The organism is Rhizobium sp. 42MFCr.1, from assembly GCF_000377185.1.
Lineage (GTDB): Bacteria > Pseudomonadota > Alphaproteobacteria > Rhizobiales > Rhizobiaceae > Rhizobium > Rhizobium altiplani.
Genome location: NZ_KB897865.1, coordinates 1 through 20464, shown reverse-complemented (window position 1 = coordinate 20464; position 20464 = coordinate 1). Strand labels below are relative to the sequence as shown.

Genomic DNA, 20464 nt, shown 5'->3' with positions numbered 1-20464 from the left:
CGTGGCCATTCTTGTCGCTCACGTGCCCGGCGGCCTCGGTGTGCTCGAGGCCACAGTCACGACCGTGCTTCCAGGCGCTGCGTCGATCGGGGGGGCTCGTGGCATTCCGCGTGATTTATTTCCTGGTGCCGTTGCTGTTGGGATTGCCCGTCTTCGCGATCAGCGAGTTGATAACCCGCAACATGAAAAAGAAGCGGCTAGACAAGGGTCGCGAGAAACCGTCCGAGCCTCAAGCGCAACTTTTGTAGTGGCCAATAGGGCCGCCGGGGATCGACAAGTGCGGACCCCGGCAAGAGGCTCGTCTCGCTGCAATCAGGATCAACCTCGTACTCTCTCAAGCAACGCTCCCGGGTGTTCAGCGCAGCGATAGCTTCAAGCATTGATCGCGACTTCTCCACCTCACGGACCTCGGCTGCGGTCGCGCCCAGGTGCTCGGCGATGAGGCGGTGGCGAAGTGACGTAATGGCTTCCTTGTGGGCAGCGCAATCGGCTTCGAGTGCGAGATCGCACTCCGTATCCAGGCCTTCTGAACGATTGTTGAGGTTGGAGGATCCCACGCGTACGAAACGGTCGTCGATGATAATGAGCTTCGAATGAACAGTGATTTCCTCCTCGCCGCCATTGTCGTCAGACGTGACGGCGTACATCACCTTTAGTCGATCGAACCAATCGGCGCGCTTCAGACGCCGTATCAGGCGGTCGCGGTTACTGCCCATGGTGAACTTCTCAATCCAACCGTGCGAGGTCTTTGTGACGATTACCGCAATCTCAGGCCCGTTCTGCTCCTTCAATCGCCTTGCAAGCGCCCGGCAGACGCCGGCGGACGCAAGATATTGAGTTTCGACATAGATATATCTCTTGGCTGCGGCAATGGCATCGCGCGTGAGCCGACGTGCCTCATAGCGTCCACGCTTGCCAATGAGGCCTGGTTCGGTCAGGGCGATGGCCGCGGGAGCTTGCACCATGTCGGCCGCCAAAGCTGGTCGGATGATCGTCGCATCGATCTCGGAAGACACATTCTCGCTGGTTGCCCTCTTCCAACGTCGTCTGGCCACATCACGGATCATTCCCGCTACCTCACCCGAAACCAGGCATTGCACATCGTGAACAGGCGGGTAGGGAGTACCGTCAGGCGAGAGTCTTAGAGGATTTGCACTGCGGTGGTCGGATTCGTCCCACCGTCTGGCCGTTAGGTCGATGCCACCCATGAAGGCGACACTTCCGTCAATCGAAACGAGCTTCTGGTGGTGGCAAGCACGCAGTGGATGTTTAAAATCGAAAGTCAATGAGATCTGCGGATGTCTGGAGATTGGGCTCTGTCGAAACAACCGCAGTGACTTGCCCGAATAGATGGGCCCCATCCCCCAAACCAGAATTCTGACCCTTAATTGCGGGAGGTTATCGACCAGCGACAAGAGACGTTCGCCAAGTGTTTCGGTACTCGATTTGGGTCGCAGGCGAATATCCGGGTTAAAATCCCAACCAATGATCCAGATCTCGCGCTGTGCTCGCCCAAGCGCGTCGTCGAGGGCAGAAAAGTATGCTTGGCCGTCGATCAGAAATGTAGCCTCATCAGCAACCCCAGTGCGCCAGGCGTTGCGTCCCCGGCGGACGATACTCCGTAGAGGCTTTTGACCTGCTAAACGGCTTAGAGAAGGGAAGACAGCCTGGAAGCGATCCGGAGGGGGGGCATTGTCTGCCGATCGATACTCGTGCATTTGGCGCTGTTTTTCCTGTAACTTCGTGGCGATTTCGATGTCTCGCGAAACGCGCCCGGCGCGCGGCCTGTTCCAGATCCGTCCAAAAAAAGTTGTTGCCAGCTCAATACGATCGCAGCGGGTCCGCCAGCCCATGTCCCCGTGCACCGTCCAACGCCGCGAAGGCAACGGCACGCCAGTCCCAACTTGTCGATGACTGGCAACGGGTTGCTCGGTCAATGACAGGGACGTAATGGCGCCATCTCGCCGAGATTCACGACGTCCTTTCTTCACCTGCGCCCGGCATTGCTGTCAGTTGTCGCCTGACGGTTTTTGACGGCGACGCCACGCTCATGCCGAAATTGCCTGTTGTTGGTATGTCGTGGACCAAAGGGCGCAATATGGAATTTATCAGTCGTTTCGTTGACCAGCCGATGCTTCAGGGGGCGTCGCGGGCACTCCAGATCTGGCATGAGAAAAGCCGGCGCTCCCCGGACGAGCTCGGTCCCGCTTGGGAGCTCATCGTGATTTCGTGCCTGATCGCCGCGAGTTGCTGGTTCCTCTCAGGAACCGGATGGTTGATTGCGGCAAGTACCTTGATGCTTCTGTCATTGCGCCCCGCATGGAAACTTCTTGCAGGACCGAAGCGCGGTGAGTATGACGCACGCGCCTACCGCGCAAGGGCGGCCCTCGCAATCAGGAAGCGAGAAACCGAGTGGTCGTTGCGGATGCTCGTGCTCCTGATTTCTGTCTGCCTGCCAATGATTGCTCGCGCAGGCGATCAATCCGGAGAATTGTTCATTCTCGGAGCTGGTGTCTGGTTCGTTTTGACTATTCCCGTAAATGCATATCTGGCCGCCGCTGAGCCTCCGAAGCCCAATGATGGTGACTTTGCGTTCAGCAGGAGCCGCACGCTGGCAGCTGTCTGAGCCACTACTGCCCGGCCTCGGAACCAATCGCCTCTCGCTCCGTTTCCCTCTCGTCAAAATGACGGAGGTTGAAATGCTTTACTACGCTCTTGTATTCTTGGTGGTCGCATTGATTGCCGGTGTACTTGGTTTCGGCGGTATCGCTGGAGCTTCTGCATCGATCGCTCAGATCCTATTCTTCATCTTTCTCGTACTTTTTGTCGTCTCAATCGCAATGCGTGTGATGAAGCGATGAGGAATTCTTTGGAATGAGCCTCGCTCGGTGGCGGAAATCCGCCGCCGTGTCTGTTCGTGTGAGATTTGGGAGGAAAGCCTCCAGCTTCGCGATGACGCGCGGAAAATTCGGAGAGACTAGGATGAATGCCGACACCACTGGACGCCCGGTCGAGTTCAACACCGACGACGAATTACAGGAGCACTTGGCTTTGCTGGAGGCCGATGCTCGCGCGGAGGATCGAGTGGTACCTGATGCGCTTTCGCGGCGAACTTTAGAGGACGTTCACGCGGATTTTTTAGCAGTAAAGGATGAAGTTGAGCATCTTCGTGCGAGGCTTTCCCTTGTTACACAGCAAGCTGAGACTGTAATCCGTTCACGTGCCGAATGGGCCGATGCGAGCGCGCATGCGCAACTCGGTGATTACCCATGGCTGAAATTGGCGGGAGCAATGGCCGGTACCTATGTCTTGGCCAGCCTTGTTCGCACGATACCGCTCGGATCAGCAGTCACTGCGGCCCTGCCGCTTATGACAGCAGCCATTCAGCGGCGGACCGAAGGATAGCGGCCTCCGACGGCCGCCGGAAGTTCAGGTCTGAGTCGATATGATTGTGTTCACAGAAACGTTGCCGCCTAGTACACCACGTTTGAGGTCCGAACGTCCCCGCTCGAGTTCGACAACCGTATAGAGCTTGTCGTCTCGAAAGGCGCTTGCGTTCGACGTGGTGACGTCCTCAGCGGGAGCCGCGTCAACCTCCATGAAATCAAGTTCCCGGCTCGCTGCTACAATACGCGCGTCGCCAGCGGTTCGGGCCGCAACGATGACAATGCCGTGATTTGTGGCATTGTCCCACCGCGGATCATCTGGTGCGGCGATCGGTTCAAGCCGATAGACATTCAAGGGCTCGTCCGGGGAGTACGTCTCGACTGCCGCAGCATCACGGATCTGTGCCTTACTCTCCGTCGAGCGACCAAAGGTCGTTCGACTGGTTGCGTTATTGAATTCGTCCTGGCCCGTTTTGACGACGTTCGACATAGCTCGTTCTCCGTAACTGCGCCGTTTGCTAACCTTGATCGTTGTCTTGCTTCACTTCAGAAATGTCGTAGTTGATGTTGTTCCGGTCCTTGGTCTTTTTGCCACCAGCGGGGATCTTGTTCACAGTGGCATCCTCCGAGCCGGTAACCACTGTGGGCTTGGCACTTCAACTCCGTCGCTTTCGCGCTTTGCTTGCGATGGTGCGAAGGCACCCTTCGCGTCTCTCGCGGTTTTCGATTTCATGATTTCCTCCATTCCAGGCTTGAACCGACGGGGCGCGACTTGGTTCCCTGGGTATTGCTGGCAATGGGTGCCAATCGCGCTAAGAAGATTTCGGTTTGGAAATAACCGACGGCTTCGATCGTCCCTCACAAGTGTGAGGACGACGACTACAGGTCCCCAGGGGATCAGCCCGGTACTTCAAGTTCGATCATGAGATGGCGACGTGCTCGATTGACACGGCTCTTGATAGTGCCGATCGGGCAATGGAAGTGATCAGCCGCCTCCTCGTAGCTGCGCCCATCAATGAAAATGAACTCAAAGGCGCTGCGGTACTTGGGCGGCAGGCTTGTACATGCCACCTCAAGCTCATGACCGCGAACTCTCCACTCTTGTTCGGGCGCGACGGCTCGCTTTAGCGACAAACCGTCCGCTATCCCAACGATCTCTCGTTTCGCAATCCGATACCGTGTGCAAAAACTGTTGCGCATAATGGTGAAGAGCCACGATTTCAGCCGCGTACCCTCCTTGAAATGATCAAGGTTCGACAGAGCCTTAACAAGTGTTTCCTGTACAAGGTCATCTGCGTCGTTGGGATGCCGATAGAAAGTATGGGCAAACGCTCGTAGTGCCGGAATGAGCGCGGCAACTTCCTCGCTCATCGAGCCGGGAGAAATGTGTGCGGTCATTATCTCTTCCCCGCAACGGATACTGGAAGAAACCTCAAATGAGTGTTTGGTTCCAGCAAAACCGAATTGGTGCGATATCGCACGCTGGGGGCCGACGTCGGTCATATCGGAGGGCCGCTATTACCGTCCGTTACCGTACACGACTTCATGATTGACCTCTAATGTATCGAAGTTACGATGGCTCCCGACCAGCAACGGGAGAATGAATTTGACCTTCATGCGATGGCTTCGGGATGCGGATATGGCGATGCTTTCACGCTCAGTTCAGACCTGGTATAAGCATTTTGACGCCAAACCGGATGAAAGAGCTTCCGAGGTACTTTGCGAAGCGGCCATAGATCTCTTTCACCAGGGCCATAACACCCAGGATGAACTGGTTACCCTTCTGATTTCTCGATATCCAGGCCCTGAGGCGGTCCTGATCAACGCCCCTACCTCGGCGTCCGTACACTGAGAACCTCTGTCGCAAAATTCTTGCCCTGGATTTAAGAAGCACCGCACCTTCTCTCAGTATTCACGATGGTATGCCGACATTGATCGCGCGGGCAAGGGCGCACGCCCTTATTGACGTCAGTATCTGTTTGGCATCGAAGGGGAACAACGCCTAGTCCCAAGCATTCCTTCTCGCCAATGCAGGAGGACGTCATGCAGCTTCTCGAAACCCATGTCGGCTCTGTTGTCGATGGAAAGCTCACGGTCGAATTTGTCGGCGAGGGAGGCGAACTTGTTTCCGTCAGGATGGTAACCGATGATCGTAGTCTCGGGGGAGACAGCGCCGTGCGACGCGCCAAGGAGGTGCTCGTACAGCTTACGGCATTCGGAACCGACGGCAACGCCACCACCTTCGATCCTATTGGGGCTGACGCCTCCCGAGCGTCGCCGAGTGATCTCGAGCGCGACGAGGGACAATAGATGGCTAAACCCGTTGCACTCGTCACAGGAGCGGGATCGGGGATCGGGCTGGCGACGACAGAGAAACTGGCGCAGGCCGGCTACGATCTGTTCCTTTTCGATCTGGATCCGAGCGCGCTCGATGCACTCAAGCAGCGCCTTGAAAAAACCGGGACGACGGCAATAGCAATGGCAGGCGACGTCGCGTCGGAGCAAGATATGGAGCGCGCGGCAGGTAAAATATTGAAAGGTTTCGGACGCCTCGATGCGGTCATCGCAAATGCCGGCATAAATGGCGTATGGGCACCGATCGATGACCTCACGCCGGAGGAATGGGATACAACCGTTAATGTCAACCTGCGTGGGACCTACTTGACCCTCAACAAGATGGTTCCGTTACTGAAGCAGTCAGGCGGAGGAGCGATCGTGATCGTTTCTTCCATCAACGGGGTGCGCACATTCACGACACCAGGTGCAACCGCTTATAGCGCGACCAAAGCCGCCCAAGTCGCCATGGCCCAGCAGCTTGCCCTCGAACTCGCCCGGCATGCAATTCGCATCAATGTCATATGTCCCGGCGCGATCGAGACCAACATCGCAGATTCGACCGAGGTTCGACACAGGGAGGAGTCAGAGGTACCGGTGATCTGGCCGGAAGGTACGGTTCCGATCTCGGGAGGGGAGCCGGGGCAGGCTGGCGATGTGGCCGAATCCATCCTTTTTTTGGTAAGTACAGCATCTCGGCACATCACGGGAAGCCCGCTCTTCGTCGACGGCGGACAGGGGTTGCTACGATGAAAGACCGGGAATTTTTCTGGGGGCCAGTTTCCAATCCCGACGGATCAACCATCTTCATGCTTTGGGCGCCGACGCAGGCACGCGTCTCTGTCGCGATCGATAGTCGGCAGGTTCCAATGGACCGGGCTGATGACGGATGGTTTTCCATTACGGACACCTTGACCGACGATGCGGACTATTGGTTCGTCCTTGCGGACGGCACACGTGTTCCGGACCCGGCCTCACGGTGGCAGCGCGCCGGTGTGCTCGGACCATCTCGCCTCTGGGGATCCGACTTCCATTGGGAGGTACCCTGGAAGGGCCGTCCCTGGGAGGAGGCCATAATCTACGAGATTCATATTGGCACATTTACAGCCGAAGGAACGTTCGCGGCTGCAGAAAAGCACCTGCATCGGCTTGCGGAATTAGGTGTTTCGGCCGTCCAGATCATGCCACTCGCACAATTTCCAGGCACAAGAGGGTGGGGCTACGACGGCGTTTATCCCTATGCTCCTCATAATTCCTATGGTTCGCCAGACGACGTCAAAAGCTTTGTGGATGAAGCCCATCGATATGGCCTCATGGTCTTTCTTGATGTCGTTTACAACCACTTCGGACCAGAGGGGAATTTTCTGCCGCTTTATGCAGCAGAGTTCTTTCGTAAAGACGATCCAACCCCATGGGGCCCGAAGATTGCTTTCGAAAGGGAGCCTGTAAGGCGCTTTTTCATCGACAACGTGATCTATTGGCTTGATCAATTCCGGTTCGATGGATTGAGGTTCGATGCCGTAGACCAAATCGAGGATCAGAGCGACCCGCACATCCTGAAAGAGATTTCTGAAAAGGTTCGCGCGCGCTTTCTGGATCGCCATGTGCACTTGATCACGGAAAACCCTGCCAATGCCACCAATCTTCTCTCTCGAGATAGCGGACCCTTTTTTGTTGCCGACTGGAACGACGACTTCCATCATGCCATGCACGTGGCGGTCACGGGCGAGGCGAGTGGCCATTATGCTCCATTCGGCAACAAGCCGTGGCAGAAGATGAAGCAGACACTCCAAAACGGATATCTGTGCGACGGCAACAATTTCCAGTCCCGCGATCAAGCCCACTCGGCTTCGTTGCCGCCTACCGCCTTCGTGCATTTTCTTCAAAACCACGATCAGGTGGGAAACCGTGCGCTTGGCAATCGTCTTCACACCATGATTGATCAAAGCTGTCACAGGGTTTTGACAGAGATCCTTATGCTGTCACCGCAAATCCCGCTTCTTTTCATGGGCGACCACCATCTAACCATGCGCAAGTTTCTCTTCTTCGCCGACTATAAAGGCGAATTGGCGAGAGCGATCGCCGCCGGCAGGTCGACAGAAGCAGCAAATTTTGGTGGTCTGCCCGACGGTTGTGGTGCGAAGGATCTGCCTGATCCGAACGATCTCTCGACCTTTCTGGACTCGAAACTCGATTGGGACGCTGACGACCAGGGGTCAGCGTGGACATCTTTTCTCAAACGACTGATCAAGGTTCGTCGCAACCACGTTATTCCCTTGCTACCGGATGCAGACGGTTACGCGGGCTCGGTCGTTTCTGGGGTTGAACAGGCGGTGTTCCTTGACTGGAAGCTAGGTGCGCGAACCCTGCAGTTGAGAGCCAATGCCTCAGGGCGAGCATTGTCGATGGAAGGCGATTTTGGCCACAGGGTGTATCCGCCTGTCAGCGAGGCTGCAGAGGAGGTTTTGCAGCCATGGACAACGCACCTATATGTCCTTTAAGGCAAAATCGCCTTGTTCAGAGCGCCGTTCAGTGAAGAAGCAAGCGGAAAAGCTAGGGAGTAACGCTCCGTAACGACTTCCACCCTGGTCGGCGCGGCAAAGATTGCCGCGCCTCGTCAAATGCCTATTTGGCCGGGACTGACGGCTTGCCGAGTTTCACAGAGGGCTCACGGGCCCAAACACAAAGCGCGCCAAGTTTTGAGACGAAGGACGGCAGGCTGTCTTTTCCAGACAGTAAAACAATGCCCTCATCTTCCATTCCAGCAACGCCCGCTTTTTCGAGCAAGGGTACGGCGGACTGGTCGTATCCGATGAACTTGCAGTGCTGGAAGGCATCGGCCACAAAGTCGCGCGCCGTCGCCTCCTTGATGAGGTCTTCGATCGCTGCGGAGGAAGTAAGCAATACCACGGCGTCAAACAGCACCGACGGGCCTCCATCGATCATGTGATGTGCCTGGATCCATTTCCCGTCCGAAGCGGTAACCCCGCCCACCTTGGGAGCAACAAACTCGACGACCGCTTTTTCCTTTCCGACAGTATCGGTCAATCCCTTCAGCAGATTGGCGTCTACGCCATCCGTCACGAGGATGCCAAGCTTTCGGCCCTCGAACCGCTTCGGGCCCTTCTCCACGATGCTAAGGTCAGGTGAAGGCGCAAATTCCTGACGTGTCGGCATTGCCGCATCCGCGGCTTTAGGCATGGTCTGGAAGCCAAGCTTGGCAAGGCTGTCGTCGATATTAAGCAGATGAGCAACCATGTGGCGCTGCGCGATCTCTCAACTTCATGTGAGCGTTGAAGTTCCCAATAGGCTCTGCGGATTCCTCACTCCGGTGGAAATTGGTGACTGCCCCGGACTTCATTTGGCTGAAAGCCACGAAGGCAGCAACTTTGGCTTATCCTGGCTCGACGCTCGGGCGGTGAATCAATCGGAGATCCCGATCAGGGCAGTGACCTTGGACCTTGGTCTGAGCGCCATCAGACTGAAGTCCCGGGCCGGGAACCGTTGCTGCGCTTGGTGGTTCGTTCAGGGAGCGGACAATCCCGCTTCCAATGGAGGAAAATGAATGCGTATCAAATTGATAGGAACTGCCACTGCGCTCGCTCTCGCATCAACTTTTGCCTACGCGCAATCGTCGACGGTGACGGGAGCTGCGGGCGGGGCAGCAACCGGGGCAATCGTCGGGGGGCCGGTCGGTGCAGCCGTTGGAGGTATCGTCGGTGGCGTGGCAGGTAGCCTCATCGATCCGCCGCCCCAGAAAGTCGTTACCTATGTGCAGCAAGTTCCGGCTCCGACGACCCGAGTCGTCGTCAAGGAAAAGGTGGTTGTTGGCCAACCGCTGCCCGAGACGGTCGTTGTAACGCCGATTCCTGATGATCCAAAGTATGCCTATGCGATCGTCAATGAGCAGCGGGTAATCGTCGAGCCATCCTCCCGGAAGGTAATCCAGGTCATCCAGTAGTCGTAAAAGGATGCTGGACGCATGCCGGCGGGGAGACAGTTCCCCGCCGGCTCTCACCTGCCGTCATCCGCGGCTTAGGGGAATCGTGTGACAAAGCTCATAACAGAGATCAAGCTTGCCCAATTTGAGCTTCCCTATCTAGATAGGGTCGACAGACGCAATCTTGTCGGGCGTATCGTTGATGAGTTGCGAACCTACCGGTCAAGAAAACTCGGCGAGTTGGCGTTAGACCGATATTTACATCTCGATGCGCTGATTAAATGCGTTTCGGTGATGATAGCTGACATAGCAGAGCTGGATGACGCTGAATTTCAAAGGGTCCTGAACGAGTTCGCAAAGCTGGTGGCTGTCCTCGAAAACCTTGCATCCGGTGGCAAGGACGCGGCAACGCTCCATTGATAGCGGGTACTGTCTCGTGGACTCATAAGCGCTCAGCCAGGACCGTATGGCCGCGAGCGTGGCGAAAGCGAGGGGAGGCAACACGCTGGTGGTAACGCGTCGCGTGCACCGACAATGCTTGATCCGGTTGAAGCCGCTCAACCGGGTTTTTTGTCGATAAGGGTGTGGGCTAGAGCAAATCGGATTGAGCCGGTTCCGACGGGGCAACGATCGCATGGATCTTGGTGGTCAACCCCCTTCCGCGATCAGACTTCGCGCGCGGTTGCTTGATCGTCGCAAAGAGCCCATTTCTACCGGCCAGCGACGTGCTAAGCTTGTTCAATGACAGCGGCTGACCACTACAGTTTTCGCAAAGCGACGTTGGATGATCTCCCGTTGCTTAGAGCATGGCAATCGAACCCGCATGTCCGCGAATGGTGGGACTCAGATGAGCCGTACGATGCGGCAGACTTGGCTGATCCTCGGGTAGCGCGTTGGATTGTTTCAATAGCCGATCGCCCCTTTGCGTTTATGCAGGACTATACCGTCCACGGCTGGCAAGATCACCATTTTGCCAAACTTCCCAAGGGATCGCGGGGAATCGATCAATATATAGGAAACCCCGAAATGATCGGTGTTGGGCACGGAACAGCGTTTATCGGGTCGAGAATGAGGGCACTCTTCGATGCGGGCGTACCCGTTGTCGCAACCGATCCTCACCCGGCCAATGAACGGGCGATTGCCGTTTACAAGAAACTGGGTTTCGAACCGTTCGGATCATCTCAAGAGACGCAGTGGGGCTTGATTTTGCCGATGCTTGCGAGGCGGTAGGCGGCACGCCATCATTTGCGGCTTCGTCCGCATCCGAGACATGGCCGGACGCGCAGTACCCATACACTGGGTGGCCGACACCAAGCGTATACGTTTATAAGCACGCAGCCTAACCTCCTTTGTGGTTTTCGATCAGGGAATCGGGAAACTACTGTTGCGTGTTGGAGTTTTCGCGGCGATCGCATTCGTTCGACGGACATGTCTCTTCGGCATTCTCTATTGCGGTTGGATCGCCGGATCTTTCCAAGGGTTATGCGGCACTCGGCAGTCGATCGCCGGCCAGCTTTCAAGCTCAGAGCGCGCATGCTGATTGCCGGAAATCTTCCTGCTACTCGGAACACTCGGTCGCCTGCTTCGTTTTAATTCCAGTCCGAACCTAGGAGGAATACATGGATTGGAACCGCGTTGAAGGGAACTGGAAGCAGGTCAAAGGTAAGGTCAAGGAACAGTGGGGAAAACTCACTGATGACGATCTTGACCAAATTGATGGGCAACGCGACCAGTTGGAAGGAAAAATTCAGGAACGCTATGGGCTAGCAAGGGACCGGGCTCGTCAGGATATCGACGACTGGTACGGTAGCCAGACCTGGTAGACGAACTGGAGGGCCCGGAGCGATCCGGGCTCCTTTTTGCGCTTTCGACTCATTGTAAGGTGCGATCTTGGATTTGCGTTCCGCTGCCCCGATACGACCATGAGCAAACTATCTCCGCCATGTGCGCCCTTAAACACCGGACGACATACGCTGGTTGCGCGCCGCGGTGACCGTGATTGTGTTGACCTTCATAAAAGTTCAAGTGGATAGACGATCCCGGCGTAGTGGTTTGGTTCGCCCTGCCGGTTCCGGAAGCACCTGCCCATCGCCATCACCCACCGCACTTCGTCGAAAGCATCAAGAACGCGATATTCTGCATGATAGGGCAGCCCGCTTCTCACGGCTTGCGAAATTAAAGCTGCCACACGCGCGCGATCGTCGGGATGGATTCGCTCGATATACGAGGCGATCGGCAATCCACAGATCGTCTCGGCCGGATCGAGGCCAAACAAAGATGCTATGGCAGTGTCGCCGTAAACGGTATCTCCAGCAAGAGACCAGGTAAAAATTCCCGGCTCAGCCGCGTTCTCTTCGAGATTACTTGCGATCCTCATCGCACCTCCGCTTCAAGGTTGGGTCCCAACTGCCAGCAACGCCGGAAGTTCCAGAACGTCACAATCAGCTCTGTGTTGGGAAGTAGCGAAACGGCCGGTCAGCTTGGGAGCGAAATCTCGCTTTGGTAGCGAATGGCCAGCCATGATGGTGACACGACATTCTCCCTTGGTGCCGCACGTGAGCCGCCACAAGGCAAGGGGAGGGAAGCCAGGGACAATCCGGCGTGTCAGATGAATCTTCGCTTGTCCCATCCAGGATTTCGGTTTCGCGACGAAAACAGGAAGGTGGCGGCGACACGCAATCGGAGATCACGCGACGCCGCTGACGTTTGACTTTTTCATGACAAATCAAACGCGCCAGCGCGGATTTCTATTTACGTTGTAAAGCAGTTCGCCTGCAGATGCAAAATGACCTAATAGCTGGCGCATCCGCCGTTCGTCGGCTTCACCTATCTGGTGCTGGTGGCAATAATCGCTTACTGACCAAATCCTCAAGGATTTCCTGGTATCGAGATCACCCTCTTTGATGTGGGTCGACATTACTCTCCTCCGTTTGGAGGAATGGTTTAGTGGATGCTAAAATAAATATCATTTAACTTTGACATTCCTGACTTGCCTGTTTCAGGACGTGACGTCTAATATTCCGGGTCGAGCATCAGCTCACTACTTCCGCGTTATCGCGTCTTCTCGGATCGCCAATGGGACAAGAGAGGCTCGCGCGTTCCCGTAACCGGATCAAGGGTAGGCAAAGATAACTTTCTGATCACGTCCATTTCCATCCCGGTGGCCGCCGACGTCTTGATATCGGCGCTCTGGCCCGGCGGGTAAGCACCGACAACCAGAAACGATTGGCTCGCGGCGACAAGGCAATGCCCCGTACCGGCAGGTAAAATCAGGCAATCTCCAGCCGTGACCGCAAAATCGATACCATGAGGGCCCCCGATCATGATGGAGGCGTGGCCGTCAGCAACACCTAAAACTTCGTGGGCGTGGACGTGATAGTGCTGATAGCCAAAAATCCCGTCACGCCAGAGCCCCGTCCAACCGTGTTCTTGAAAAAGACTTTCAAAACATTTTGCCGATGCCTCTTCGCTGATGACGGCAGATTTATAGAACAGCACTGGCAAAGCCTGGTTGTTCGGGATCCAATCGCTTGGCGAAAGAAGACTGGCTGTTACCTCCATTGATGCTTCCTTTCTCCAATTCCGGCGACCTTGACCACGGCGCACACGAGATGTCGCCACCAAAATGCTGCTATCGCCGTATCGTTCCATCTGTATTCAACGCTTGGCGCTAGACCCCGACTGATGTGACTGTTGTCGCCGCGAGGACTCGCCTCCTCTCGATCAGCTTGGAAAAAACTCATCCTGAAAGCTTCGCAAGTTCAATCCTTCGCGAGGCCATCGCGATTGCGCTACGGAACCTTGCAACCGTCGGTGAGTTCACCTCGCAAACGGAGATTCATCGTGACAAGATTCTACTTCCGAACCGGCCCGACAGACACTCCCTGGCAAGACGAAGATGGCTATGAGTTCCCCGACTTGCCAGCGGCGCTCGATGAAGCAAAGCGCCTCGTTGCCGAGATGGCCATCGACGGGATTCCCACTGCTACAGCGGAGCCGCTTGAAGTTGAGATCTACAATCCGGACCGAGTTAAGATCGTGACAGTCTCATTGCATCTATTCATTGAGTACGCGGGTGGAGATTCTGACAGATAGGGAGCAGTGTCAGCAAACGATCGGGCGAGGATACCCGCCACTTGGCGTTCCGTTCACCCAGGTTTGCCTCTTATTTGCTGGGATACTATTTTCCGCTGCTAGCAGTTACGCCGTACAATCCCTCAATGATCTTGAGACCTTCCTTATATTTTGACTGATCGAAACCGGCATTTCGGGCTTGCTTTAGATTGTCTTTAAGGCCGGTCACGGACGGGCAAGTTCGTCACTAACTGCCCGGACGATCAAACTCATCCTTGCCTTCGTTCTCTCTTCGGGTCAGGGCTTTGATGGCGGCCACTCCGGAAGGATTGAATCCTTCATCACTCAGGCGCTCAATTGTCCAGCCGCGGCCTTTTTCGACGATGTCGTGCAGGTAGGCGACGATCGGCTGGTCGTCCCCCTCGACGGCGCTAGCGACGCGCTTGCAGTGCGAAAAATATGGGTTTCCTTCCTTGTCGGTCTGGCCTGCATGAGCCGAGAACGCGATTTTTATCGCTCGTAAAACATCCAACCCATCATCGCTTTCACTCATTAAGCACAGATGCTCTGATGCCATGGCTCTTACCTCCAGTAAATCAACGCCGGGCAATGCTTTGAGTTCCTGCTGGCGCCGCCTGGTGAAGGCTCTGTTCTGAAGAAAACTTAAGGCCGACTCCCAGGATCTAATTCCTGCCGAGCGCAAACGATCAATCGAGGGTCGATCGACTTCAGTCTCAACGTGTCAATGGAACAAGCAGAGTTTCTGGTTGTTTGTTTGTTCTCAACCAGAGGAAACATCAATGAAAAAACTCATGATCCTTTCTATCGGCATGGTGATGACGGCCTCGGTCGCGCTCGCCCAGAGCGAAACGCCGACGACGTCCCAGACAACACCCGCGGTCAAAACCGAGCAAAATCCGGGAGCCCCGGTAGCAGGCAAGAACAGCTTCACCGAAGGCCAGGCAAAGGCCAGGATCGAGGAAGCTGGTTACACCGACGTCACCGGCCTCAAGCTTGACGATCAAGGGGTGTGGCGGGCCAGCGCCACCAAGGATGGCAAACAAGCGAGCGTCTCCCTGGACTTTCAGGGCAACGTCACCATGGCCAAGTAACCACGAATAAACAAGGAAGCAGTCATATGAGAACGATCACTGGATTATATGATAACTACGATGACGCGCGCGCGGCCGTGTCAGCGTTGGAAGACGCGGGCGTCCCGTCCGATGACATCAGCATTGCCACCAACGAGGCGAATGGTGTTGATGTCGAAGCGCAGGGCAATCGCGCCGCAGAAGGCGCAGGAACCGGTGCCGGTCTTGGCGCACTGGCCGGCGGTGCCGGCGGTCTCCTCACCGGTCTTGGCATGCTTGCCATTCCGGGTGTGGGTCCCGTGGTCGCTGCCGGTTGGCTCGTTGCGACCGCGGCCGGAGTTGCGGCCGGCGCCGTTGCCGGCGGTGCGGTCGGGGGTATCGTCGGTGCCATGGTCAAGGAAGGCGTTCCTGAGGAAGACGCCCACCTCTACGCGGAAGGCGTCCGCCGCGGAGGATCGGTCGTCGCCGCGAGGGTGGAGGAAGCACATGTTGCCGAGGCCCAGGCTATCCTTGACCGGTGGCGTCCCGTAGATATCGGAGCACGCCGCGCGAGTTATGTTGAGCAGGGCTGGACCCGTTTCGACGAAACCGCCGATCCCTATACTGCGGAGCAAATCGCCGCTGAACGACACCGATATCGTTCCAGCCTGTAGGCGAACTGAAGCTGTAAGCGGCCGCCCGATGCGGCCGCTTCAGTTTCCTTCAGAAGCTTCATGGTGAGATCGGCATACAGGATGCCGGACGACTAACCCCAGTGTAAGTCTCCCGCTGTTGGACAGCCAGTTGTTTAAAATAGCGCAGATGCCAAACGCAAAGCGTGGGACGGCGCGGGGGCAATTGGCAAGGTGCAACCGCAGCGGCTGGCCTGGAAGCACTCCTGATGAGGAAGGCGTCGAATAGGTCATGTCAGCGATCCGATTGTATGTCGGATCTTCACCTAACTCCGCCGCGCTCGCGAATATTCCTGATGCGCAGTTGCAATAAGCGATTTCCCGCACCCATCTGGCTCGGCCGTTTCAGCATGGCGCTCTTGCCTGAGCTGGAACGCCGTTTCGAGAAGGGCCAGATGCCAAAATCCGATTAGCATCAGCGTGACTGCCGCTGCGATCTTCGACACATATGAGTTCATGGCGCATGGTTCCGAGCTTGTGCTATTGCACCCGACGTCGATTGCGGTTTGACGCAAAGACTTTTGCTTACCTCCCTGATCGGGGAACATTTGCTTTTCAGTCTAGTTCTTCCTTGACTTCACAATGAGGAAAAACAGAATGCCCGCAAAATCCAAAGCGCAACAGAAGGCGGCCGGCGCCGCCCTTTCGGCAAAGCGCGGTCAAACCCCGAAAAGCAGGCTCAAGGGTGCGTCTCGGGAAATGGCCGAATCGATGAGCGAACGACAGCTGGAAGAGTTCGCCTCGACGAAGCGGAAGGGAAAGCCCGACCGCGTCTCTTATTAGCGAAAAGCCATCCTGCAGCTTTCCAATTCATGGAAGTGGCCGGTCACATGCTGAAATCACTCTTCAAGGAGATCATAGGCGCGTCACCCGCGACCGACGATCCGTGCCCCAGTCTTTTGGGGTTTCGCAACCTGTCATGGGTCCTCGTGCTCTTCGAAGGTGCGGCCGATGATCGGCTCGAGATGCAGGAGGAACTCCTGGCCAATCAGCAAGGCGCACTCGAAAAGCAAGCGGTCACTATCCTTTGCGTTGCTGGCGGAGGCGTTTTTGACAGTCTCGACACCGCCGCGGACATCGGCGCGGACGCGATGATCTTGAAGGACCTTCCCCCGACGAATTCGAAGCTATTCTGGTCGATCCGAATGGCATCACAAAGTTTCGCTCGAACCAGCCGGTGAGCGTGCCGTACCTCGCCGGCTTAGTCGACAGGCTTCCCAAAGAAATCCAATAGTGCATGGACAACAACGGGGAAGGCTTGATTCCAAGGCTTTTTGACCAAGTTCTGCATTCCCACGCTTCCCCGCCGCCAAAAAAAACCAGAAATTGGTTGGCTGTCGCTCAGAAGACAGTTCCAGGTTCAATTCATTTTCTCGCGTGGGGTCCTCGGGTCACGCCGCTATGCGAAGGCACTTCGTCTTGTTGAGAGCGACTTGACGCAAAAGAGTGCAACGACAACGAGCGGAATGCAGATCAGATATGAGGTTCGAATACCTGCGTTCTCAGCGACAAAGCCGAGCAACGGTGGTGCGAGGAAAAAGACGATGAAGGACATCTGACCTAGAGCTGCAACATTCATATGCGCAGGCCGGTCGGTCCGCTGAGCGGCAGCCGAAACGGCAAGCGGATAGATGGCGCTGCAGCCGCAACCCATCAATGCAAAGCCGAGCAGGGCGCCGTGGGGATGGGGAGCAAGCCAAACCGCCGTGAGACCAGCTGTTGAGATCAGGAGCAAAGTAACCGCGACCGCCCGGGAGCCATATTGATCGACAAAGCGATCCGCAAATAGTCGTGTAAGCGCCATGAACAGTGTGAACAATGTCAATCCGAGGCCACCTACAAATGGCTCAACCCGGAAAACATCGCGCATATAAATCGCTGACCAATCTATGCCTGCACCCTCCACCAGAAACGCAGCAATACCAATAATGCAGAGCGGAAGGAGACCGAGCGTCGGCAATGCGACATGGCCTGCGTCCGCATGCTCGCTAGAGGTCCGCGCCGGTGCGCTACGCATTCCACTGATCGCGATAGTGCCCACCAACACCACGGCGATAAATGTTAGCGCCAAGTGGAGTTGCATCGATACGTCCGCCTGCCGCACCGGCGATGAAATGAGCGCGGTGACAAAAAATCCGAGGCTCCAAAAGCCATGGGCGCGGTTCATAACTCCACGCCCGAGCTGCGCTTCGATACGGTCAATTTCGACGTTGAGATTTATCTCAAGGGCTCCTGCGAGCAATCCCTCCAAAAACAAGACCCCAAAAACGACTTCGGCGCTTGTCATCCAGGGGACCGAGGCAATCAGCACGGACGTCCCAAAAACGGTTATAAACGCTGTAGTACGGGCGCCCAATCGGGCAACCAGGGGCGAGAAGAATGTTAGGGATATCAGTGCACCGATGGCAGCGCCGATAAGCGTAAGCCCCAGTTCCGACTTGTTGACCTGGAGAGCATCCTGGAGATCGGGAAGGCGAGAGAGCAATGCGCCGGTTGATGCCGAAAAGAGGAAGAAGCAGGTATAAATTCGCACCTGCGGTCCAATACGCATTTTCATGGCTCCCGGTCTTTAGGTTTCGGGCGGATGATCGCAAACGCCTCAATGACTTCCATCCCGACCGTGATCCAAACGGGCCATAGCGTCCGCTGAATCCGGGCCTAAAGCACAAAGATTAACAATCAGAGGAAACGGCCACTCCAGCGGTCTTGGTCGGGTCGACCTAGCCTGCAGCAACGATACGCGTTATACGCGAATTCCTCTTTGCTGACAAGACGCCTGTGGGGCTACGTTGATGTTCTGCGGCCCGCAAAATTATGATCTGTGAAAGAAAACACCATGAGTGGTCGACCCTTCATTTTAGGCGTACACCGTACGAGGACCACCCGGTCAGACGCGGTTGTGAAAACCGTGGTCTTTGCGGAAGGGCAGCGGGCTAGCTAGATCGCCACTTCGGAAACTCCCATCGACCCCGTAATGGAGCTCAATGGCGAAATCCGACGCTTGAGGACCCGACTGGCCGAAAAGTTGCGCCAGCAGAATGCTCAGCTTAGAAAGATGCTCAAGAGATTCGACGTACCTGTATTGCGTCGTTCCCACAGTTTGGACCACCATGAAAATACAGCGGGTTTGTCTTCGAGTTCCAGTCGGGGCGCCGTCAACCTAAAAGCCCAGTCAGCTTCGATTTGGGCGGGCATGGATCTTCTGGCCGCCGTGCGTGATTGCGCGCTAGGCTCTTGCTTAGGCGTTGGCGATCTTTACCTCTAGCACCTGGCTTCTACCGACGATCCCACCAATATTGTGCATTGCAGCACGGATTGAATGGCGCTAAGTTTCTTCGTCGGTTAGGAGCGCCCATGGACGAAGCCAGCATCGCTCAATTGCTCTTCGCTCTCCGCGTTGCGAGGGAAATTGCCACTCTGGAAGGTCCTGTATTCGACATTGTCGTCTATCGAGTCGAGCAAGCAATCGAGGAGATAAGGGATGAAGCCCTAAGGCAAGGTATTGTCGTCGAAATCGAGTACGCGCCGACCCGAATGCAATAGAGAGCGTGGAGGCCGCCACCGATCGGCATCGGTTGAAGGATCGCGATTACGAAGGCAAGACTGGGGATTTGAACCGCTTATTCCCCCTCATACGCAAGTGCCCCGGATGCGACAGAGCGCGCATGCTGCAATGCCGCATAAGCCAAAGGGATGAGGAAGGCACGGTTCCCGACTAGCCAACATCGCGGTATTGTGCCGTCATGGAGATGAGACCGATATTTGCGCGACTGCGACCAGACCTGCATGCATCCGGTGTCGCTGAGAAGCTTCACGAGCTCGGTCTGGATATCGCTCGACTCAATTCCGAAACGCGCCTGGCACTTGACGCAGAGCACGCGAGCGTGAGTGCCGAAGGGTATTCCAATGCTGGCTATGTCGCCATTCGCCTATTTGTCTGGTACGTGGCGGACAGTGGCCGGTTTGACGCGGCATGCCTTACCCAACCGGGCACAATCAGCAGGTCGATCTCCACAATCCGGCGATGGGGATCCGCTGACCCAGCCCAAGCTGCCGCGATCGAAATCGAGATAACGGCTTTGAAAATCTTCCTCCTCCGGATCCTTGAGCGTGCCAGTGCACCGCGATACGCCAGACGGGCTGCTCAAGACCGATTGCTGGGCGCCTAGGAGAAGAACAGGAACTCACATCTGGTCGATGGTGATCACACGGATTACATGGGACTCGGTACCCATGTAGAACGCGGGAAGAGGGACTTCCGCAGACTGACATCATGCGACTCCGTCGATCCAGATGCGCATGCGACCTCTGGGCGTATTCCCACTGATGAGGTCGCAGTTTCCTGCCGGTGCGCACTCTTTTTCTTTCCTTGTCTCGGGAGAAAGTGGGATTGAGGTAGTCTCGATGTTGCAAAGCAGCATTCATCCCGCTAGCGTGACTGTTATACCTTTGCTCGCGGCGGCCGAGCAGTCATTCTCCATTAACGATTCAACGAGAGTTGGTGCATGGCAGGTGAAACGGTTCTGGTCGTTGGCGGCGCTGGGTATATTGGCTCGCACACGTGTCTCGATCTTGCGAACAAGGGCTTCAAACCCGTCGTTTTCGACAATTTCTCAAACGGTCACCGCGAGTTCGTCAAGTGGGGACCCGCGGAAGAAGGGGATATCAGGGATCGGGCGCGCCTTGACGAGGTCCTGGCAACGCACAAGCCAGCCGCCATCCTGCACTTTGCCGCGCTCATCGAAGTCGGCGAATCTGTCAAGGATCCGGTTGCCTTCTACGAGAACAACGTCATCGGCACACTGACACTCCTGGCAGCTGCCCAGACGGCTGGCGTCAAGGCATTCGTCTTCTCGTCGACCTGCGCGACTTATGGCTTGCCGCAGAGCGTGCCGCTCGACGAGACGCATCGCCAGGTGCCGATCAATCCGTACGGTCGCACGAAGTACATCGTCGAGCAGGCGCTTT

25 protein-coding genes and 2 pseudogenes are annotated in these 20464 nt (G+C 56.2%); 17 read left to right on the top strand and 10 right to left on the bottom strand.

Annotation, left to right across the window (positions count from 1 at the left end; all coding sequences use genetic code 11):
• Positions 1-197: 197 nt before the first annotated feature.
• Positions 198-1853 carry a phospholipase D-like domain-containing protein gene (locus tag C934_RS0128200; protein ID WP_245268032.1) on the bottom strand — a complete coding sequence of 552 codons (1656 nt, stop codon included), beginning with the start codon at positions 1851-1853 and terminating at the stop codon, positions 198-200.
• Positions 1854-2098: 245 nt separating this feature from the next.
• On the opposite strand from C934_RS0128200, the gene C934_RS0128195 reads away from it, so the two are divergent.
• From C934_RS0128195 to C934_RS32795, 3 genes are all read left to right on the top strand, one after another.
• Positions 2099-2626, top strand: coding sequence for a hypothetical protein (locus C934_RS0128195; protein ID WP_156828818.1), 528 nt, complete (start codon positions 2099-2101; stop codon positions 2624-2626).
• Positions 2627-2699: 73 nt separating this feature from the next.
• Positions 2700-2861 (top strand): DUF1328 domain-containing protein, encoded by a 162-nt coding sequence (locus tag C934_RS34255; RefSeq protein WP_018859876.1) that lies wholly within the window; start codon positions 2700-2702, stop codon positions 2859-2861.
• 121 nt (positions 2862-2982) lie between these two features.
• Positions 2983-3405, top strand: coding sequence for a hypothetical protein (locus tag C934_RS32795; protein ID WP_037090592.1), 423 nt, complete (start codon positions 2983-2985; stop codon positions 3403-3405).
• Between the two features lie 24 nt (positions 3406-3429).
• Here the strand turns inward: C934_RS32795 and C934_RS0128180 are convergent, their stop codons facing one another.
• The 3 genes and pseudogenes from C934_RS0128180 to C934_RS0128170 form a co-directional block, all read right to left on the bottom strand.
• Positions 3430-3876: a hypothetical protein gene (locus C934_RS0128180; RefSeq protein WP_018859874.1), complete on the bottom strand. Its 447-nt coding sequence runs from the start codon at positions 3874-3876 to the stop codon at positions 3430-3432.
• A 28-nt stretch (positions 3877-3904) separates the two neighbouring features.
• Positions 3905-4119: pseudogene (locus C934_RS35980) on the bottom strand (hypothetical protein).
• 164 nt (positions 4120-4283) lie between these two features.
• Positions 4284-4784 (bottom strand): sigma-70 family RNA polymerase sigma factor, encoded by a 501-nt coding sequence (locus C934_RS0128170; protein WP_018859872.1) that lies wholly within the window; start codon positions 4782-4784, stop codon positions 4284-4286.
• Between the two features lie 645 nt (positions 4785-5429).
• On the opposite strand from C934_RS0128170, the gene C934_RS0128160 reads away from it, so the two are divergent.
• The 3 genes from C934_RS0128160 to treZ are packed head-to-tail and all read left to right on the top strand — an operon-like array spanning position 5430 to position 8221.
• A complete protein-coding gene (locus C934_RS0128160) occupies positions 5430-5696 on the top strand; it encodes a hypothetical protein (RefSeq protein WP_018859870.1) in 267 nt (88 codons plus the stop codon).
• Complete coding sequence (locus C934_RS0128155; protein WP_018859869.1) at positions 5697-6473, top strand: SDR family oxidoreductase; 777 nt, start codon at positions 5697-5699, stop codon at positions 6471-6473.
• Positions 6470-8221, top strand: coding sequence for a malto-oligosyltrehalose trehalohydrolase (gene treZ / locus C934_RS0128150; protein ID WP_018859868.1), 1752 nt, complete (start codon positions 6470-6472; stop codon positions 8219-8221). Before C934_RS0128155 ends, treZ begins: the two co-directional genes overlap by 4 nt.
• A 124-nt stretch (positions 8222-8345) precedes the next feature.
• Here treZ and C934_RS0128145 read toward each other — a convergent pair.
• Positions 8346-8996 (bottom strand): annotated as a pseudogene (locus tag C934_RS0128145) (catalase HPII); the annotation flags it as partial.
• A 289-nt stretch (positions 8997-9285) separates the two neighbouring features.
• Here C934_RS0128145 and C934_RS0128135 point away from each other — a divergent pair.
• From C934_RS0128135 to C934_RS0128115, 4 genes are all read left to right on the top strand, one after another.
• Positions 9286-9681 carry a DUF1236 domain-containing protein gene (locus C934_RS0128135; protein ID WP_018859866.1) on the top strand — a complete coding sequence of 132 codons (396 nt, stop codon included), beginning with the start codon at positions 9286-9288 and terminating at the stop codon, positions 9679-9681.
• A gap of 87 nt (positions 9682-9768) precedes the next feature.
• Positions 9769-10080 carry a hypothetical protein gene (locus C934_RS0128130; protein WP_018859865.1) on the top strand — a complete coding sequence of 104 codons (312 nt, stop codon included), beginning with the start codon at positions 9769-9771 and terminating at the stop codon, positions 10078-10080.
• 321 nt (positions 10081-10401) lie between these two features.
• Positions 10402-10890, top strand: coding sequence for a GNAT family N-acetyltransferase (locus C934_RS34250; RefSeq protein WP_026372148.1), 489 nt, complete (start codon positions 10402-10404; stop codon positions 10888-10890).
• A gap of 389 nt (positions 10891-11279) precedes the next feature.
• The gene (locus C934_RS0128115) at positions 11280-11483 is read left to right on the top strand and encodes a CsbD family protein (protein WP_018859863.1); all 204 of its coding nucleotides are present in this window, start codon (positions 11280-11282) and stop codon (positions 11481-11483) included.
• Positions 11484-11671: 188 nt separating this feature from the next.
• On the opposite strand, the gene C934_RS32785 is transcribed toward C934_RS0128115, so the two are convergent.
• The 3 genes from C934_RS32785 to C934_RS0128105 all read right to left on the bottom strand — a co-directional run bounded on the left by C934_RS32785 (position 11672) and on the right by C934_RS0128105 (position 13221).
• Positions 11672-12037: a PAS domain-containing protein gene (locus C934_RS32785; RefSeq protein WP_018859862.1), complete on the bottom strand. Its 366-nt coding sequence runs from the start codon at positions 12035-12037 to the stop codon at positions 11672-11674.
• 348 nt (positions 12038-12385) lie between these two features.
• Complete coding sequence (locus C934_RS34865; protein WP_156828817.1) at positions 12386-12577, bottom strand: hypothetical protein; 192 nt, start codon at positions 12575-12577, stop codon at positions 12386-12388.
• A gap of 134 nt (positions 12578-12711) precedes the next feature.
• The gene (locus C934_RS0128105; protein ID WP_018859861.1) at positions 12712-13221 is read right to left on the bottom strand and encodes a cupin domain-containing protein; all 510 of its coding nucleotides are present in this window, start codon (positions 13219-13221) and stop codon (positions 12712-12714) included.
• Positions 13222-13503: 282 nt separating this feature from the next.
• Between C934_RS0128105 and C934_RS32780 the strand changes: the two genes are divergently transcribed.
• Positions 13504-13755, top strand: a complete 252-nt coding sequence (locus C934_RS32780; RefSeq protein WP_018859860.1) for a DUF6894 family protein — start codon at positions 13504-13506, stop codon at positions 13753-13755.
• Positions 13756-13981: 226 nt separating this feature from the next.
• Here C934_RS32780 and C934_RS32775 read toward each other — a convergent pair whose 3' ends face one another.
• The gene (locus C934_RS32775; protein ID WP_335328444.1) at positions 13982-14311 is read right to left on the bottom strand and encodes a hypothetical protein; all 330 of its coding nucleotides are present in this window, start codon (positions 14309-14311) and stop codon (positions 13982-13984) included.
• Positions 14312-14534: 223 nt separating this feature from the next.
• On the opposite strand from C934_RS32775, the gene C934_RS0128090 reads away from it, so the two are divergent.
• From C934_RS0128090 to C934_RS0128070, 4 genes are all read left to right on the top strand, one after another.
• On the top strand, positions 14535-14846 hold the full coding sequence (locus C934_RS0128090) for a PepSY domain-containing protein (protein ID WP_018859858.1): 312 nt from the start codon (positions 14535-14537) through the stop codon (positions 14844-14846).
• Positions 14847-14872: 26 nt separating this feature from the next.
• Positions 14873-15478 (top strand): general stress protein, encoded by a 606-nt coding sequence (locus C934_RS0128085; RefSeq protein WP_018859857.1) that lies wholly within the window; start codon positions 14873-14875, stop codon positions 15476-15478.
• Between the two features lie 615 nt (positions 15479-16093).
• Positions 16094-16279, top strand: a complete 186-nt coding sequence (locus C934_RS0128075; RefSeq protein WP_018859855.1) for a DUF3008 family protein — start codon at positions 16094-16096, stop codon at positions 16277-16279.
• Between the two features lie 47 nt (positions 16280-16326).
• Positions 16327-16677 carry a hypothetical protein gene (locus tag C934_RS0128070; RefSeq protein WP_037090575.1) on the top strand — a complete coding sequence of 117 codons (351 nt, stop codon included), beginning with the start codon at positions 16327-16329 and terminating at the stop codon, positions 16675-16677.
• Positions 16678-16895: 218 nt separating this feature from the next.
• On the opposite strand, the gene C934_RS0128065 is transcribed toward C934_RS0128070, so the two are convergent.
• Positions 16896-18047 carry an MFS transporter gene (locus tag C934_RS0128065; RefSeq protein WP_018859854.1) on the bottom strand — a complete coding sequence of 384 codons (1152 nt, stop codon included), beginning with the start codon at positions 18045-18047 and terminating at the stop codon, positions 16896-16898.
• Positions 18048-18850: 803 nt separating this feature from the next.
• On the opposite strand from C934_RS0128065, the gene C934_RS0128055 reads away from it, so the two are divergent.
• Together C934_RS0128055 and C934_RS0128045 are read left to right on the top strand one after the other, a co-directional pair.
• On the top strand, positions 18851-19039 hold the full coding sequence (locus C934_RS0128055) for a hypothetical protein (protein WP_018859852.1): 189 nt from the start codon (positions 18851-18853) through the stop codon (positions 19037-19039).
• A 962-nt stretch (positions 19040-20001) separates the two neighbouring features.
• Positions 20002-20464, top strand: a 463-nt coding sequence (locus C934_RS0128045; protein WP_018859850.1) for an NAD-dependent epimerase/dehydratase family protein, incomplete at its 3' end; no start/stop codon positions are given.